At 72.1% G+C, this 14,502-nt stretch carries 14 protein-coding genes and 1 other RNA gene; 6 read left to right on the top strand and 9 right to left on the bottom strand.

Annotated elements, in window-relative coordinates:
- Nucleotides 1-296: 296 nt before the first annotated feature.
- The 7 genes from ACW9J6_RS33840 to ACW9J6_RS33870 form a co-directional block, all read right to left on the bottom strand.
- A complete protein-coding gene (locus ACW9J6_RS33840) occupies nt 297-1,784 on the bottom strand; it encodes a DegQ family serine endoprotease (RefSeq protein ID WP_457120716.1) in 1,488 nt (495 codons plus the stop codon).
- 133 nt (nt 1,785-1,917) lie between these two features.
- The gene (locus tag ACW9J6_RS33845; RefSeq protein ID WP_457120717.1) at nt 1,918-2,112 is read right to left on the bottom strand and encodes a DUF2065 family protein; all 195 of its coding nucleotides are present in this window, start codon (nt 2,110-2,112) and stop codon (nt 1,918-1,920) included.
- A gap of 9 nt (nt 2,113-2,121) precedes the next feature.
- The gene (gene hflC / locus ACW9J6_RS33850) at nt 2,122-3,069 is read right to left on the bottom strand and encodes a protease modulator HflC (protein WP_457120718.1); all 948 of its coding nucleotides are present in this window, start codon (nt 3,067-3,069) and stop codon (nt 2,122-2,124) included.
- The gene (gene hflK / locus ACW9J6_RS33855; protein ID WP_457120719.1) at nt 3,066-4,241 is read right to left on the bottom strand and encodes an FtsH protease activity modulator HflK; all 1,176 of its coding nucleotides are present in this window, start codon (nt 4,239-4,241) and stop codon (nt 3,066-3,068) included. Before hflK ends, hflC begins: the two co-directional genes overlap by 4 nt.
- Before the next feature lie 202 nt (nt 4,242-4,443).
- Nucleotides 4,444-4,935: a dihydrofolate reductase gene (locus ACW9J6_RS33860; protein WP_457120720.1), complete on the bottom strand. Its 492-nt coding sequence runs from the start codon at nt 4,933-4,935 to the stop codon at nt 4,444-4,446.
- A 3-nt stretch (nt 4,936-4,938) separates the two neighbouring features.
- Nucleotides 4,939-5,733, bottom strand: coding sequence for a thymidylate synthase (locus tag ACW9J6_RS33865; protein WP_457120721.1), 795 nt, complete (start codon nt 5,731-5,733; stop codon nt 4,939-4,941).
- A gap of 70 nt (nt 5,734-5,803) precedes the next feature.
- Nucleotides 5,804-6,544: a CPBP family intramembrane glutamic endopeptidase gene (locus tag ACW9J6_RS33870; protein WP_457120722.1), complete on the bottom strand. Its 741-nt coding sequence runs from the start codon at nt 6,542-6,544 to the stop codon at nt 5,804-5,806.
- Between the two features lie 39 nt (nt 6,545-6,583).
- On the opposite strand from ACW9J6_RS33870, the gene ssrA reads away from it, so the two are divergent.
- Both ssrA and ACW9J6_RS33880 read left to right on the top strand, forming a co-directional pair.
- Nucleotides 6,584-6,947: a transfer-messenger RNA gene (ssrA, locus tag ACW9J6_RS33875) on the top strand.
- A 48-nt stretch (nt 6,948-6,995) separates the two neighbouring features.
- Nucleotides 6,996-7,625, top strand: a complete 630-nt coding sequence (locus tag ACW9J6_RS33880) for an SspB family protein (RefSeq protein WP_457120723.1) — start codon at nt 6,996-6,998, stop codon at nt 7,623-7,625.
- A 46-nt stretch (nt 7,626-7,671) separates the two neighbouring features.
- On the opposite strand, the gene ACW9J6_RS33885 is transcribed toward ACW9J6_RS33880, so the two are convergent.
- Complete coding sequence (locus ACW9J6_RS33885; protein WP_457120724.1) at nt 7,672-8,994, bottom strand: cytochrome P450; 1,323 nt, start codon at nt 8,992-8,994, stop codon at nt 7,672-7,674.
- A 173-nt stretch (nt 8,995-9,167) separates the two neighbouring features.
- Between ACW9J6_RS33885 and fumC the strand changes: the two genes are divergently transcribed.
- The 3 genes from fumC to ACW9J6_RS33900 are packed head-to-tail and all read left to right on the top strand — an operon-like array spanning nt 9,168 to nt 10,993.
- Nucleotides 9,168-10,577, top strand: coding sequence for a class II fumarate hydratase (gene fumC / locus ACW9J6_RS33890; RefSeq protein WP_457120728.1), 1,410 nt, complete (start codon nt 9,168-9,170; stop codon nt 10,575-10,577).
- Between the two features lie 3 nt (nt 10,578-10,580).
- Nucleotides 10,581-10,772, top strand: coding sequence for a DUF4169 family protein (locus ACW9J6_RS33895; protein WP_457120725.1), 192 nt, complete (start codon nt 10,581-10,583; stop codon nt 10,770-10,772).
- Nucleotides 10,769-10,993, top strand: coding sequence for a ribbon-helix-helix domain-containing protein (locus tag ACW9J6_RS33900; RefSeq protein WP_457120726.1), 225 nt, complete (start codon nt 10,769-10,771; stop codon nt 10,991-10,993). Before ACW9J6_RS33895 ends, ACW9J6_RS33900 begins: the two co-directional genes overlap by 4 nt.
- Before the next feature lie 180 nt (nt 10,994-11,173).
- On the opposite strand, the gene ltrA is transcribed toward ACW9J6_RS33900, so the two are convergent.
- Entirely contained in the window at nt 11,174-12,415 is a 1,242-nt protein-coding gene (gene ltrA / locus ACW9J6_RS33905; protein ID WP_457120727.1) for a group II intron reverse transcriptase/maturase, read from the bottom strand.
- A gap of 731 nt (nt 12,416-13,146) precedes the next feature.
- Between ltrA and ACW9J6_RS33910 the strand changes: the two genes are divergently transcribed.
- Nucleotides 13,147-14,499: an IS4 family transposase gene (locus ACW9J6_RS33910; protein ID WP_457118717.1), complete on the top strand. Its 1,353-nt coding sequence runs from the start codon at nt 13,147-13,149 to the stop codon at nt 14,497-14,499.
- Nucleotides 14,500-14,502: the final 3 nt, after the last annotated feature.

Raw genomic sequence — 14,502 nt, forward strand, 5'->3', positions numbered from 1 at the left:
CCACCCGGAACGATGCGGACGTCGAGGGTCTTTGCGGCGACGTCCACTCCACAGATGATCTGGGTCACGGTAACCTGCCTTGTGCGTGCGATGGGCGATCAGGCGACTGTCCGGTCGTGCGTGACAGTGGCGACGGTCCCAAAGCTCACCAGCGGTTGCAGCCAGAGGGGGCGCGGGAGCCGTCCGCCACGCGCGGGGACCGGCGGCCGCCGGTCCCCGCGCAGCCCTCATCACATCATCCAAAAGGGCCGGCTTCCAGATACAAGGGGGCGCTCTCGGCCCCCTCCCGCCGCCCCTTAATCCAGGCTCAGCGCCACGAAGCGCACCTCGCCCTGGGCGTTCGCGACCAGCAGCAGCGCCGACTTGCGGCCCTCCTTCTTGATCTGGTCGAGGCGCCGCGTGACGTCCGTCGGCGTGCTGACCGGCTCCTGGCCGACCTCGACGATCACGTCGCCGGCCTGGATGCGCTTGTCGGCGGCGTTGGAGTTCGGGTCGACCCGGGTGACGACCACGCCCTTCAACCCGTCCTTGAGGCCGAAGCGGCGGCGGGTCTCCTCGGTGATGCCCGAGAGGTTGAGGCCGAGCGCCTGGCGCGTCACGTCGGCCTCGGGCTGCACCTTGGTGAGGGCGGCGGGCTCGGCCTTGTCGTTGTCCTCCAGCCGCCCGAGCGTCACCGAGCGGGTCTGCTCCGTCCCTTTCCGCACCGTGACCACCTCGACGGTCTTGCCGACCGGGGTCTGGGCGACGATGCGCGGCAGGTCGCCCGACGACTTCACGTCGGTGCCGTTGAACTTCACGATCACGTCGCCGACCTCGAAGCCCGCGCTCTTGGCCGGGCCCTTGTCGTCGATGCCCGCGATCAGCGCGCCCCGCGCCCCGCCCTTGAGGCCGAGCGCCTCGGCGGTGGTGTCGTCGACGTTCTGGATCCGCACGCCGAGCCAGCCGCGGCGGGTCTCGCCGAACTGGCGCAATTGCTCGATCACCGGCGCGGCGGTGGCGGTCGGCACCGCGAAGCCGATGCCCACCGAGCCGCCGGTCGGCGACAGGATCGCCGTGTTGATGCCGATCACCTCGCCGTCCATGTTGAACAGCGGACCGCCCGAATTGCCCTTGTTGATGGCCGCGTCGGTCTGCAGGTAGTTGTCGTAGGGGCCGGACTCGATGTTGCGGCCCCGCGCCGAGACGATGCCGGCCGAGACCGAGCCGCCCAGCCCGAACGGGTTGCCGATCGCGATCACCCAGTCGCCCGGCCGCATCTTCTCGGAATCGCCCAGCGGCACCGCCTTGAGGGGCCGGTCCGCGTCGGGCTTGACCCGCAGCACCGCGATGTCGGTCTTCGAATCCTTGCCGACGATCTCCGCCTTCAGCTTGCGGCCGTCATGCAGGATGACCTGGATGTCGTTGGCGTCGCCGATCACGTGGTTGTTCGTCACCACGATGCCGGACGCGTCGATGATGAAGCCGGAGCCGAGCGAGTTCGACCGCCGCGGCGCCCGCGGCTCCCCGCCGCGCTTGTTGAAGAAATCCTCGAACAGGTCCTCGAAGGGCGTGCCGGGCGGCAGCTGCGGCAGGGCGCGGCCGCGGGTCTCCACCGTGGTCGAGGCGGAGATGTTCACCACGGCGTCGTCCACCTGCTCGGTGAGGTCGGCGAGCGAGGGCGGCCCCTTGGCGAGGGCCGGCGCCGGGAGGAGGGCGGTCGCGACCGAGAGGGAGAGGACCGCGCCGGCGAGCGCCGGCAGCCGCCGCCTCGCAGAGCGTCCGGATCGGCGCACGGGAGCATTCATCGGGAACCTCGTTCGGTCGATTGTCGCTTGGAAACCATGCTGCCAGAGCGGCCGGCCTCCGGGAAGCGGCGGTGGCGGCTCCGGCGGATCCCATAAATCGTGGCCGCGCGAAGCGGATCAAGGGCGGCCCGGCTCACTGGAGGAGGAGCCGGACGATGCCCACCACGACGACGCCGGCCACCGCGGACACGACCCCGACGACGCGCATCCGCTCCGCCGGGGTCTGGGCGGCCTCCAGCATCGCGCGCCGCACGGCCGCCGGGAAGGCCGCGCAGAGGAGTCCCTCGATGGCGAGCGCGAGCCCGAGCGCGGCGACGAGGTCGCGCACGGTCGCGGCTTACTGGCCGGACGCGGGGGCGGGCTGGCCCGCCGGGGCGCCCTGCGCCGCGGCGGCGGGCCGCGGCCGCCCCTGGGGATCGTTGAAGTAGCGGAAGAAGTCCGAGCCCGGGCTGATCACCAGCCGCGTCTCGGTCCCGGTGAGCCCCTTCTCGTAGGCCTGCATCGACCGGTAGAAGGCGAAGAAGTCCGGGTCCTGGCCGAAGGCCTGGGCGAGGATGCGGTTGCGGTCCGCGTCGCCCTGGCCGCGCAGCTGGTCCGCCTTCTGGTTCGCCTCCGCGACCAGCACCGTCACGTCGCGGTCGGCCCGCGCCCGGATGGTGGCCGCGTCGCGCTCGCCGTTCGCCCGCAGGTCCGCGGCCTCCCGCTGGCGCTCGGTCTGCATGCGGCCGTAGACCGCCTGGCTGTTGGCCGCCGGCAGGTCGACGCGGGTGAGGCGCAGGTCGATGATCTCGATGCCGAGGTTCTTCGCCTGCCGATTCACGTCCTCCTGGATCCGGTTCATCAGCGCCTCGCGCTGCGTGCGCACGATCCCGTCCCGGGAGGCGCTGGCCAGCACGTTGCGCATCGCCGCGTTGGTGAAGCTCGACAGGCGCTGGTTAGCGACCTGCACGTTGTTCACCGCCTGGTAGAAGCGCAGCGGGTCGGAGATCTTGTAGCGAGCGAAGGCGTCGACCTCCAGGTTCTGCCGGTCGGCCGAGAGCACGGTCTGCACCGGCAGGTCGAGGTCGAGCAGGCGCTTCTCGAAACTGACCACCGTCTCGAAGAACGGGATCTTGAAGTAGAGGCCCGGCCTGTCGGACCCGGCCTGGTTGAGCACGGTCCGCACGCGGCCGAACTGCAGCACCAGCGCCTGCTGGGTCTGGCTCACCGTGAAGGCCGAGGCGTAGAGGAGGAGGGCGGCGACGGCGAGGAGGCCGACCACCGCGGTGCGCAGCGCGCCGTTCATCGCGTCGCCCCCTGGGCCTGAGCGCCGGCGCGGGGCGCGGCGAGCTCGGTGAGGGGCAGGACCGGGATCACGCCCGCACCGGCGGCGGCGCCGGTCCCGGACTGGTCGACGATGACCTTGTTCACGCTGCCCAGCACCTTCTCCATCGTATCGAGGAACATCCGCTCGCGGCTCACCGCGGGCGAGAGCTTGTAGGACTCGTAGACCTCGCGGAACCGCGCCGCCTGGCCGGTCGCCTCGGCGGTGGCCTGGGACTTGTAGCCCTCGGCCTGCTGGAGCATCTGCGCGGCGCGCCCCTCCGCCTGCGGCACCACGCGGCTCGCGTAGGTGCGGGCCTCGTTGCGGGCGCGCTCGGCGTCCTGCTGGGCCGCGTTCACGTCGACGAAGGCCTGGCGCACCTCCTGCGGCGGGCTCACGCCCTGGAGCTGCACCACGCTGATCAGCACGCCCGCCCCGTAGGAATCGAGGGCCTTCTGGATGATCTCCTGCACCTCCTGGGCGACGCTGGTCTGCTCGGTGGTGAGGATCGCCTGGATCTTGCGGCGGCCGACCACCTCGCGCATGGCGCTCTCGGCCACGGACTTGATGGTGCCCTCTGGATTCTGGAGGTTGAACACGAAGTCCTCGGCCTTGGCCGGGTTCACCCGCCACTGCACGTCGAAGTCGATGTCGACGATGTTGTCGTCGCCGGTGAGCATCAGGCTCTCCTCCGGGACGTCGCGCATGCGCTGCGCGCCGATGCCGGTGCGGTAGCCGATCTGGATGCTGTTCACCTGGCCGACATTCGGCTTGACCACGGCGCCGATCGGGTAGGGGAAGTTGTAGCGCAGGCCCTCGCCGACCTGGCCGGTGTAGCGGCCGAACACCGTGTTGATGCCGACCTGGTTCGGCGCCACGGTGTAGAAGCCGGTGAGCAGCCAGATCGCCGCCACGATCAGCACCGCGAGCGCGACGCCGCGCCCGCCGAGCGTGCCGCCGCCGCCGGGGATCAGGGTGCGCAGGCGGTCCTGGCCGCGGCGCAGGAGATCCTCCAGATCGGGCGGCTGGCCGCCGCCGCCGGAGCCGCCGCCCCAGGGGCCGCCGCCGTTGCCGCCGGGCCGGCCCCAGGGACCTCCCCCGTTGCCCCCGCCGCTGCCGCCACCGCCGCCGCCGCTCTGATTACTCCATGGCATGCTCGCCCAATTCCTTTCCCGGCCGGCACGCCTCTCGCTGTCGCGACCTGCGCGGCATCCGACTTGGTGTCGAACTGTCACTGCTGCGATATCGGCTGGGCTTGGCGCGAAAGCAACCTCCGCCGGCCGGACTCGAGGCAGGCTTTGCCGGGGACGGCCGGGGGTTCATCGCCGCACCCGCGCCCGGGATGGCCCCGCCGCCTCAAACGTGGCGGTCGAGCGTGACGAAGCGGAAGGGGTGCTCGTCCTCGGGCCCGGCCGGGTGCGCCTCGCTCGCCACCTCGTCGAACGCCCCGGGCGGGATCTCCGGGAACAGGGCGTCGCCCTCCGGGGCGGCCTCGACCAGGGTGAGCTGGAGCCGATCGGCGAGGGGCAGCGTCTGCGCGTAGACCTGCGCGCCGCCCGCCACCATGACCTCCGTCTCGCCCCGCGTGAGGGCGAGCACCGCCGGCCAGCCGGCGGCGGTCTCGACGCCGGGCGCCGTCCAGCCGGGATCGCGGGTCAGCACGATCACCCGCCGGCCCGGCAGCGGGCGGCCGATCGAGTCCCAGGTCTTGCGGCCCATCACCACGGGCCTGCCCATGGTGAGGGCGCGGAACCGCTTCAGGTCGCTGCGCAGGCGCCAAGCGAGGGCGTTGTCGCGGCCGATGACGCGGTTTCGGGCGATGGCGGCGATCAGCGTGACGCGGGCCATGCCCTACACCGCCACGGGCGCGCGGATCGCCGGGTGCGGGTCGTAGCCCTCCACCGCGATGTCGTCGTGGCGGAAGTCGAACAGCGAGCGCACCTCCGGGTTCAGGCGCAGATGCGGCAGGGGCCGGTGGTCGCGGGCGAGGAGCTGGCGGGCCTGCGCAACGTGGTTGGAGTACAGATGCGCGTCGCCCAGCGTGTGCACGAAGTCGCCGGGCGCGAGGTCGAGCACCTGCGCCATCATGGCGGTGAGGAGCGCGTAGCTCGCGATGTTGAAGGGCACGCCCAGGAACACGTCCGCCGAGCGCTGGTAGAGCTGGCAGGAGAGGCGCCCCTCCGCCACGTAGAACTGGAACAGGCAGTGGCAGGGGGCGAGCGCCATGCGGTCGAGGTCGGCCGGGTTCCAGGCCGAGACGACGAGGCGGCGGGAATCCGGATTGCGGCGGATCTCGTCGAGGACCCAGGCGATCTGGTCGACGCTGCCGCCGTCGGGCTTGGCCCAGGAGCGCCACTGCTTGCCGTAGACCGGCCCGAGGTCGCCGGTCTCGTCCGCCCACTCGTCCCAGATCGTCACCCCGTTCGACTGCAGGTAGGCGACGTTAGTGTCCCCGGCCAGGAACCACAGCAGCTCGTGGATGATCGAGCGCAGGTGCAGGCGCTTCGTGGTGACGAGCGGGAAGCCCTCGGCGAGGTCGAAGCGCATCTGGTGGCCGAAGACCGAGAGCGTGCCGGTCCCGGTGCGGTCGTGCTTCTCCACGCCGTCGTCGAGGATGCGCCGGATGAGGTCGTGGTAGGCGCGCATGGATCGTCCTCCGGGGGGACGGGAGGATAGCGCGTGCCGGCCCGGCGCGAGAGGGTGCGGCGCGCTTTTTTCAGGGGAGGGCGAGGAGGAGCATCGTCAGCACGACCGCCCCGTTATTGGCCGCGTGCAGCGCCATGCAGGCGAAGAGGCTGCCGCTGCGCAGGCGCAGGAGACCGAGGACGAGGCCGAGGGGCAGCACGCTCAGCGGGTGGCCGAGCCCGCCCGTGCCGTGGCTCAGCGCGAAGAGGCCGGCGCTCAGCGCGACGAGCGGGCCGGGGCCGAGGAGGGCGGCGCCGCGCGCGAAGAGGTCGCCGCGAAACAGCAATTCCTCGGCGACCGGCGCGAGGACGAGGAGCCAGGCGAGCCAGACCGCGAAGGCCGTCCCGGTCAGCGCCGGCGGAAACCGGAAGGCCGCCGCGGCGGGATGCCCGGCGAGCGCCGCCAGGGCCGCCACCCAGGCGACCTGCGTGGGCGGCCAGAGCAGGAGCGCGAGCGCCAGGCCGCGCCCGCGCGGCGCCACGAGGCCAAGCGCGGCGCCCCAGCCCGGCCCGAATCGCGCGCGGGCCCGCCACACCACCAGGGCGGCGAGGAGGGGCAGGGGCACCACCGCGAAGGTCAGGGCGTAGCGGTCCGCGGCGTCGAAGCCTGAGAACGGGAAGCCCCCCACGGTCAGGCCGCGCCCCTGCAGCAGCCGGGCCGCCCCCGTCACCAGCCCGAAGGCGAGGAGTCCGGCCGCCACCAGGAACAGCAGCGGGCGCAGGGCGACGAGGGCGATCCGGACCGCCCGCCGCCGGCCGGCGAGGGGCGACACGGGCGGATCGGCCACAGGATGCGCGGAAGGATGATCGACGGGCTTCAAAACCGGCGCGCCTGCCTCTATATTCGGTAGGCCGGCCGCGAGGTCGGCTATGGCGATAAACGTTCTTCGCAATAAACCTATCGGACCCGGGGGCGGTACCCGGCGCCTCCACCCAAGCCCAGCCGGTCCCGGCAGGGTGGGCTTCGGCGGGGGCGAAATAGGATCGACGAGGGCGTAAAGGTTGAACTTTCGCTCGGCATGGTTCCGCCGTTATCGGGCCAATGCAATAGTTGCCAACGACAACTTTGCTCCGGTGGCGGTCGCCGCGTAAGCGGTGCCCAAGACCAAACAAAGTCCTAGCGGTTAGCATCGCATAGGCGGGGTTCGGAGGCACCTGGCAACAGAAGCCTCCACTTCCACCCTCCACGCGCCGATGGATGCGGCACCGGGCAAGCGACCGCCGATGGCAGACGATCTGATTCGTTACGATCTCCTGGTGCAGGACGCGCTGCGCAGCGTGGTGCGCAAGGTCCTCGGCGACGCCGCCCGCGACGGGCTGGCGGGCGAGCATCACTTCTACGTGTCCTTCCGGACCGACTACCCGGGCGTGCGGATCTCGCAGCGCCTGCGCGAGAAATACCCGCAGGACATGACGATCGTCCTGCAGCACCAGTTCTGGGACCTCGGCGTCACCGAGCACACCTTCGAGGTCGGCCTGTCCTTCTCGGGCGTGCCCGAGCGGCTGCTGGTGCCCTTCGAGGCGGTGACCGGGTTCTTCGACCCCTCCGTGCAGTTCGGCCTGAAGTTCGAGCTCGGGGACGGACAGGCGGTCGAGGAGTCGGCGGCGCCGAGCGCCGGGGCGGGGTTGCGGACGATTCGCGGCGCGGGCTCCGAGCCGAGCGAGGCGGCCCCGAAGGTGCCGGCGCTGGCCGCCGGGCCGAAGCTGGTCCCGGCCGGCGACAAGGGCGAGGGCAAGCCCGGCAAGGAGGCGGCCAAGGAGGCTGCCAAGGCCCCGGCGAAGGCCGACGAGGACGCAACCCCCGAGGGCGGGGCGTCGGTGGTGAGCCTCGACGCGTTCCGCAAGAAGAGCTGAGGGGGCGCGAACCCTCCCCCCTCTGCGGGGGAGGGTTATGGGCGCGCTACGCCGCCCGCGCCGTCACCCGCATCCGCAGCCCGTCCCGCGGGCGCAGCGTCACCCGGTGCAGCGGCACCACCGGCCCGGCCTCCGGCGAGCGGTCGAGCCGCACGGCGCGCAGGAGATGCGCCAGCACCAGCACCGCCTCCATGATCGAGAAGCTCATCCCGATGCAGACCCGCGGCCCCGCCCCGAAGGGCAGGTAGGCGAAGCGGTCGATGCGCCCGCGATTCTCCGGCAGGAACCGCTCGGGCAGGAAGGCGTCCGGATCCTCCCACAGGCGCCGGTGCCGGTGCAGCACGTAGGGGGCCACCGTCACCAGCGAGCCGCGCGGGATCTTGATGCGGCCGAGCCGGTCGTCCGCGATCGCCTGCCGGCTCATGAAGGGCACCGGCGGGAAGAGCCGGATCGCCTCCTCCAGCGCCGCCCGGGTGAAGGGCAGGGAATCCGCGGAGGGCTGCGGCCCGGCCGCGAAGGCCGCGTCGATCTCGGCCTCGGCGCGGGCCCGCGCCGCCTCGTCCTGCGACAGGCAGTAGAGCGTCCAGGTCAGGGCGTTGGCGGTGGTCTCGTGCCCCGCGCCGATGAAGGTGACGATGTTCGCCTTCACCTCCAGGTCCGAGAGGCCGCGGCCGGTCTCCGGGTCCTGCGCCCGCAGCAGCAGCGTCAGCAGGTCGTGCGGCGCCTCGCCGGCCTCCAGCAGCGCCCGACGGGCCCCGATCAGCTCGTCCACCACCTCGGCGAAGAAGCGAAGGGCCGGCCGGGCCTTGATCCGCCCGATCCGCGGCACCCAGTCGGGCATGCCGAACACGTCGAGGGGGTCGATCGGCCCCAGCGCCTCGAAGTAGCGGGTGATCGCCCGCCCGAGGGCGTCCGGGTCCCGCTTCAGGCCGCGGGTGAAGATCGTCCGCTCCAGCACGTCGAGGGTGACGCGGGTCATCTCCAGCGCCACGTCGATCGTCTGCCCGTCGCGGCGGGCGATCCGCCGGGCGAGCCTCTCGGCCGCCGCGGACATCGGCTCCGCGAACCCCGCCACGTGGCGGGGCGAGAAGATCGGGGCGAGGGTCCGGCGCTGCAGGCGCCACTCCTCGCCCTCGGCGGTGAGGAGCCCGTTGCCGAGGCCGGGTGCCAGCACCCGGCGCTGGAGGTCGTCCTTGCGGTAATTGGCGGCGTTGTCGACCAGGATGTGGCGGATGGCGGCGGGCTCGCTCACCACCGTGATGCGGCCGAGCGCGCCCTCGCCGGCCACGATCGGGTGCTCGAAATGCTCCCGGAACCACGTGGTGAGCGGGTTCGCCCGCGCGGCGCGCAGGAAGGCGAAGAGGTCCATCGGCTCGGTGCGCGGGCGCGGCACGGCCGGGCGGAAGGGAGCCCGGGGCGGACGGGCCTCGATCGCGGCGTCTGACAGATCCGGTCTCCTGTCATGCTGCGGGCGATCCGGCATCGCGCCGCGCGGGTGTTTGGCTTAAGTAGGCGCCGTTTCGACCTGCCAAAGAGGCCATGATGTCGCCGACCGAGACAGCCACCCGCACGGAATCCGACACGTTCGGGCCGATCGACGTTCCGGCCGACCGCTACTGGGGCGCGCAGACCCAGCGCTCGATTCAGAACTTCCGCATCGGCACCGAGCGCATGCCGGCCCCGCTGGTGCACGCGCTCGGGCTCGTCAAGCAGGCCGCCGCCCTGGTGAACCGCGACCTCGGCGTGCTGGAGCCCCGCCTCGCCGACGCGATCGCGGCCTCCGCCGCCGAGGTGGTCGAGGGCAAGTACGACGACGAGTTCCCGCTGGTGGTCTGGCAGACCGGCTCGGGCACGCAGTCGAACATGAACGCCAACGAGGTGATCGCGAGCCTCGCCAACGAGCGGCTCGGCGGCCCGCGCGGCGGCAAGTCGCCGGTGCACCCGAACGACCACGTCAATCGCGGCCAGTCCTCCAACGACACCTTCCCGACCGCGATGCACATCGCGGTGGCCCGCGAGATCCACGGCCGCCTGATGCCGGCCCTCCAGCACCTGCACGGGGCGCTCGACGCCAAGGCGCGGGAGTTCGCCGAGATCGTCAAGATCGGCCGCACCCACCTGCAGGACGCCACCCCGGTCACGCTCGGCCAGGAATTCTCCGGCTACGCCGCGCAGGTGGCTCTGGGCGGCGCGCGCGTCGCCGCGACGCTGCCGGGCGTGCTGGCGCTCGCCCAGGGCGGCACCGCGGTCGGCACCGGCCTCAACGCCCATCCGGAATTCGCCGAGCGCTTCGCCGCCAAGGTCGCGGAGCTGACCGGCCTGCCCTTCACCTCGGCCGACAACAAGTTCGAGGCGCTCGCCACCCACGACGCGCTCGTCTTCGCGCAGGGCGCGCTGACCAGCCTCGCGAGCGGCCTGTTCAAGATCGCCAACGACATCCGCCTGATGGGCTCCGGCCCGCGCTCGGGCCTCGGCGAGATCTCGCTGCCGGAGAACGAGCCCGGCTCCTCGATCATGCCCGGCAAGGTCAACCCGACCCAGGCCGAGGCCCTGACCATGGTCTGCACGCAGGTGATCGGCAACGGCACCACCGTGTCGGTGGCGGGCAGCCAGGGCCATTTCGAACTCAACGTGTTCAAGCCCGTCATCGCCAACGCGGTGCTGCAATCGGTGCGGCTGCTGGCCGACGCCGCGGTGAGCTTCGCGGACAATTGCGTGGTGGGCATCAAGCCGAACCACGACCGCATCGCCGACCTGATGAGCCGCTCGCTGATGCTGGTGACGGCGCTCGCGCCGACGATCGGCTACGACAAGGCCGCCGAGATCGCCAAGACCGCCCACAAGCGCGGCACGACCCTGAAGGAGGAGGCGCTGCGCCTCGGCTACGTCACGGCGGAGCAGTTCGACGCGGTGGTGCGGCCGGAGACCATGCTGGCGCCCAGCGCGGAGTAGCCCATGGCCGAGATCGTCAACCTGCGCCAGGCCCGCAAGGCCAAGGCCCGCAAGACCGAGGAGGCGAAGGCGGAGGAGAACCGCGTCGCCTTCGGCCGGCCGAAGAAGGCCAAGACGCTGGCCGAGGCGCGGCGGGCGATCGAGACCGCCCGCCACGAGGGCCACCGGCTGGACGGGCCCGACCCGTCGGAATGACGGGGGCGGGCCTGCGCAAGCGCTCGGTGATGATCGCCGGGCACCGCACCAGCGTGTCGCTGGAGGACCCCTTCTGGGAGGTGCTCCAGCGGCTCGCCGCGGCGCGGGGGGGCTCGGTGCAGGCGCTGATCGGCCAGATCGATGCCGGGCGGGACGGGCAGAACCTGTCCTCGGCGATCCGGGTCTTCGTGCTGCGGGCGGTGCAGGCGGGGGGCGCGTGACCCTCCTCCTCTGCACCACCGGCTGCATACATCGTGCGCGGAAATAGAAAAGCGTGCTGCGAAAGCAGGTTAACGATGGCCCCAAGGCGAAGATCGGGATAGGGGGCGGTCCTTTCGGACCGCGCCCCTCCCACACCACCCGGCATGCGGGTCCGCACCGGGCGGTTCGAGAAGTTGAGGTCATGCGAGACGCGGCAGGCCGAGCTGATCCATCCAGGCCACGGTCAGCACGCTGTTGAGCGCCCACCGGCTGGTGCGCCACACGCGTCGGCCGTGGGCCGCCGCGCGGCCCGCCACCGCGGGATCGGCGCCCAGCGTCAGCAGGGCCCGGTAGATGGTCGGACCCCGCTTCCACTGCTGGAGCTGGATGGCCCGCACCCGATGGCGCACCCATTCGTCCAGCTCCTGTCGGACCCGGGGCGTCTGCGCCAGGCGGTAGTAGCCCTTCCAGCCCAGCAGGTAGACGCGCAGCCGACCCACCACCTCCGGCAGGCTGCGCCCGCCCGAGCGGCGCGTCAGCGCCCGCACTCGCTGCTTGAACCGGCCCAGGGACGCGGGTGCGACCCGGCGCTTGACCACACCGCCCGAGGCCACCCAGAAGGTGAAGCCCAGGATCGTGCAGTCGAACGCGCTGCGCACCGCGCTCTTGGCCTCGTTCAGGGACAGCTTCAGCCGCCCGAACAGGCCCCGCAGCACCTCCATCACGCGCGCCCCCGCCCGGCGGCTGCGCACGTAGATGGTCACATCGTCCGCGTAGCGCACGAAGTGGTGCCCGCGCCGTTCCAGGTCCCGGTCCACCTCGTCCAGCAGCACGTTGGCCAGGAGCGGCGACAGAGGTCCGCCCTGCGGCGTCCCCGAGCCGCGCTCCTGCACCACGCCGTCCGTCATGATCCCGCTCGTCAGGTAGGCCCGGATCAGCCGGATCACGCCGGCATCCCCGATCCGCCTCTGCAGCCGGTCGATCAGGATGTCGTGGTTCACCCGGTCGAAGAACTTCGCCAGGTCCACGTCCACCACCACCCGCCGACCCGCCTGCACGCAGGATTGAGCGGCCAGAACCGCATCCTGCGCGCCGCGGCCCGGCCGGTAGCCGTAGGAGTGCGCGCTGAAGTGAGGGTCCAGGAGCGGCTGCAGCACCTGCAGCAGCGCCTGCTGGATCAGGCGATCCGTCACCGTCGGGATCCCGAGCTCGCGCTCGCCCCCGCCCGGCTTGGGGATCGCCACCCGGCGCACCGGCTGGGGCCGGTACGTCCCCGACAGCACCTGGGCGCGGATCGCGGGCCAAGCCGTGCGCAGCAGAGCCGCCGTCTGGGCAATGTCCAGACCGTCGACCCCCGCCACGCCCTTGTTGGCCTTCACCCGCCTCCAGGCACGCTGAAGGTTCTCGCGTGCCAGGGCCGCCTCCAGCAGCCCCGGCCCCATGGTCCCCGCCACCTGACGCGGGCCGTCGGCTTCGTCGCTGACGGACCTCCGCGGGGCTTCACCCCGCTCGGGCTCCGCCCGCCCCGCTCGCGCGGGCATCTGACGCTTTGCCGACCGCATCGTCATGCGCGTGACCACTCCTTCTCGTTCGGTCCTTCAGGAGCGGCTCGCGCCGCGCCCTACTACGACCTCTGCTGACTTCTCGCTCCGGCTCGACGCCGTCGCCCTTTCGGGCGTGAGGCGAGATCTCCCCAGGTAAGACCGCGTTCCTTCGCTGCACGACCGCCGGATCTACGCCACCACCCCTTGGTCACGAGAGCTTCGCGGATCGCGGCCCGCTCGCCCTGGGTGGCACCGCCTCGTATCCGGTTCTTGTCCATCGGCCCGCAGCTGCGCTCCACGCTTCCTCCCCACGGTCGGTCGCCCTTCCGCAGTTGCGCTTCGCTTCATTCGCCGTGACCAGCTCATGGAGAGACTTGCACTCTCAAGAACGCGCCCATGCTGGGCGCACCGCGGGATCCCCTCTCCCGTGCGGGAGAGGGGTAGGGGTGAGGGCCCAGGGGGTTCAGCAAGAAGTCTGAACCGTGCCGCTGCCAGCACGACGCTCACAGCTCAATTCTGAAGGGTCCGGGACCCTCACCCCTGCCCCTCTCCCGCACGGGCTACGGCCTGTACGGATCTGATTCGCTCGGTTCGTGTTGTGAGCCTTTGCGCTGTGCGGGAGGCTTTGCATGGACGGACTTGGGGTCGGCGACATCCGCACCGAGGCGCGCGGCGCTTGGCTGTTTGATCGGATCGTGACCACCGGCAGCGTGGTGCTGAGCACGGTCGGGGGCAGCGAGGCCGGCACGGCCGCAGCCCATCGCTACCTGTCCTCGCCGCACACGAGCGTGGGCGCCATCCTGCGGGCGTTTGGCGCGCGCACGGCCCAGGCCTGTGCCGGCCGCGCGGTCGTGGCGGTGCAGGACACGAGCGAGATCAACTTCACCCCGCTGGCGGCGGGCCGTCACGGGCTCGGGCCCGCCGGCAACGGGCGCAATCCCGGCTTCTTCCTGCACCCGGTCGTGGCGGTCGACGCACAGGACGAGGCGATCCTGGGGCTGGTCGATGCCCAGATCTGGACGCGGGCGGACGCGCCGGTCAAGCCGCGGGCGGGCCGGCCGATCGCGGACAAGGAGAGCCGGCGCTGGGGTGTGGGCGCGCAGGCCGCGCAGGCCCGCCTGGGCGAGAGCGCGGCGAGCCTGATCGTGGTGGCCGACCAGGAAGGCGACATCTACGATCACGTCGCGCGCTGTCCGGCGGGCACCGACCTGCTGGTGCGCGCCCGCCACGACCGGGCGCTGGCCACGGGGGGCGCGATGACGGCGGAGGCGGCGCGCTGGCCGGTCCTGGCCGAGGATACGGTGACGGTCCCCGCCCGGCCGGGCCGGCCCGAGCGCACCGCACGGGTGCAGTTGCGGGCCGGATCGCTGGTGGTGAAGCGGCCAGCGGGCGAGCCGAAGAGCCTGCCGGGCGCGCTGCCGCTGAGCCTGGTGACGGTGGAGGAGCCCACCCCGCCCGACGGTCAGGCGCCGCTGTGCTGGCACCTTCTGAGCACGCGCCCGGTCGCGACCGCCGCCGAGGCGCGCGAGACGGTGCGGCTGTACCGGCTGCGCTGGCGCATTGAAGAGGTGTTCCGCGCGCTCAAGCGGGACGGGCTGGGCCTGGACGCGACGCAGATGCGGGTGCCCGACAAGCTGTTCCGGCTGGCGGCTTTGGCGCTGGGGGCGGCGGTGCGCATCCTGCAGTTGGTCGATGCCCGCACGGGCGGCGGGCGGCCGATGCAGGACGTGCTCGACGCGGTCGCCTTGCCCGTGGTGGCGCAGCTGGGCCGGGCCTGCGAGGGCAGTACGGCACGCCTGCAGAACCCACACCCACCGGGGACGCTGGCCTGGCTGTCTTGGATCGTGGCCCGGCACGGCGGCTGGAACGTCGCCGGCAAGCCGCCGGGACCCAAGATCATGGCCCGCGGCTGGCAGCGCTTCGCCGCCATGCTCGCCGGCGCAATCCTCGCAGACCCCGACTCACTTCCGTCAAGGCCGTAGCCC

Source organism: Methylobacterium sp. JK268, assembly GCF_054052225.1.

Excerpts from the sequence above, each read along its gene's own strand:
- ACW9J6_RS33840 (WP_457120716.1), bottom strand. The coding sequence starts at position 1,784 with ATGAATGCTCCCGTGCGCCGATCCGGACGCTCTGCGAGGCGGCGGCTG.
- hflC (WP_457120718.1), bottom strand. The coding sequence starts at position 3,069 with ATGAACGGCGCGCTGCGCACCGCGGTGGTCGGCCTCCTCGCCGTCGCC.
- hflK (WP_457120719.1), bottom strand. The coding sequence starts at position 4,241 with ATGCCATGGAGTAATCAGAGCGGCGGCGGCGGTGGCGGCAGCGGCGGG.
- ACW9J6_RS33860 (WP_457120720.1), bottom strand. The coding sequence starts at position 4,935 with ATGGCCCGCGTCACGCTGATCGCCGCCATCGCCCGAAACCGCGTCATC.
- ACW9J6_RS33865 (WP_457120721.1), bottom strand. The coding sequence starts at position 5,733 with ATGCGCGCCTACCACGACCTCATCCGGCGCATCCTCGACGACGGCGTG.
- ACW9J6_RS33880 (WP_457120723.1), top strand. The coding sequence starts at position 6,996 with ATGGCAGACGATCTGATTCGTTACGATCTCCTGGTGCAGGACGCGCTG.
- ACW9J6_RS33885 (WP_457120724.1), bottom strand. The coding sequence starts at position 8,994 with ATGGACCTCTTCGCCTTCCTGCGCGCCGCGCGGGCGAACCCGCTCACC.
- fumC (WP_457120728.1), top strand. The coding sequence starts at position 9,168 with ATGTCGCCGACCGAGACAGCCACCCGCACGGAATCCGACACGTTCGGG.
- ACW9J6_RS33895 (WP_457120725.1), top strand. The coding sequence starts at position 10,581 with ATGGCCGAGATCGTCAACCTGCGCCAGGCCCGCAAGGCCAAGGCCCGC.
- ACW9J6_RS33900 (WP_457120726.1), top strand. The coding sequence starts at position 10,769 with ATGACGGGGGCGGGCCTGCGCAAGCGCTCGGTGATGATCGCCGGGCAC.
- ltrA (WP_457120727.1), bottom strand. The coding sequence starts at position 12,415 with ATGGGGCCGGGGCTGCTGGAGGCGGCCCTGGCACGCGAGAACCTTCAG.
- ACW9J6_RS33910 (WP_457118717.1), top strand. The coding sequence starts at position 13,147 with ATGGACGGACTTGGGGTCGGCGACATCCGCACCGAGGCGCGCGGCGCT.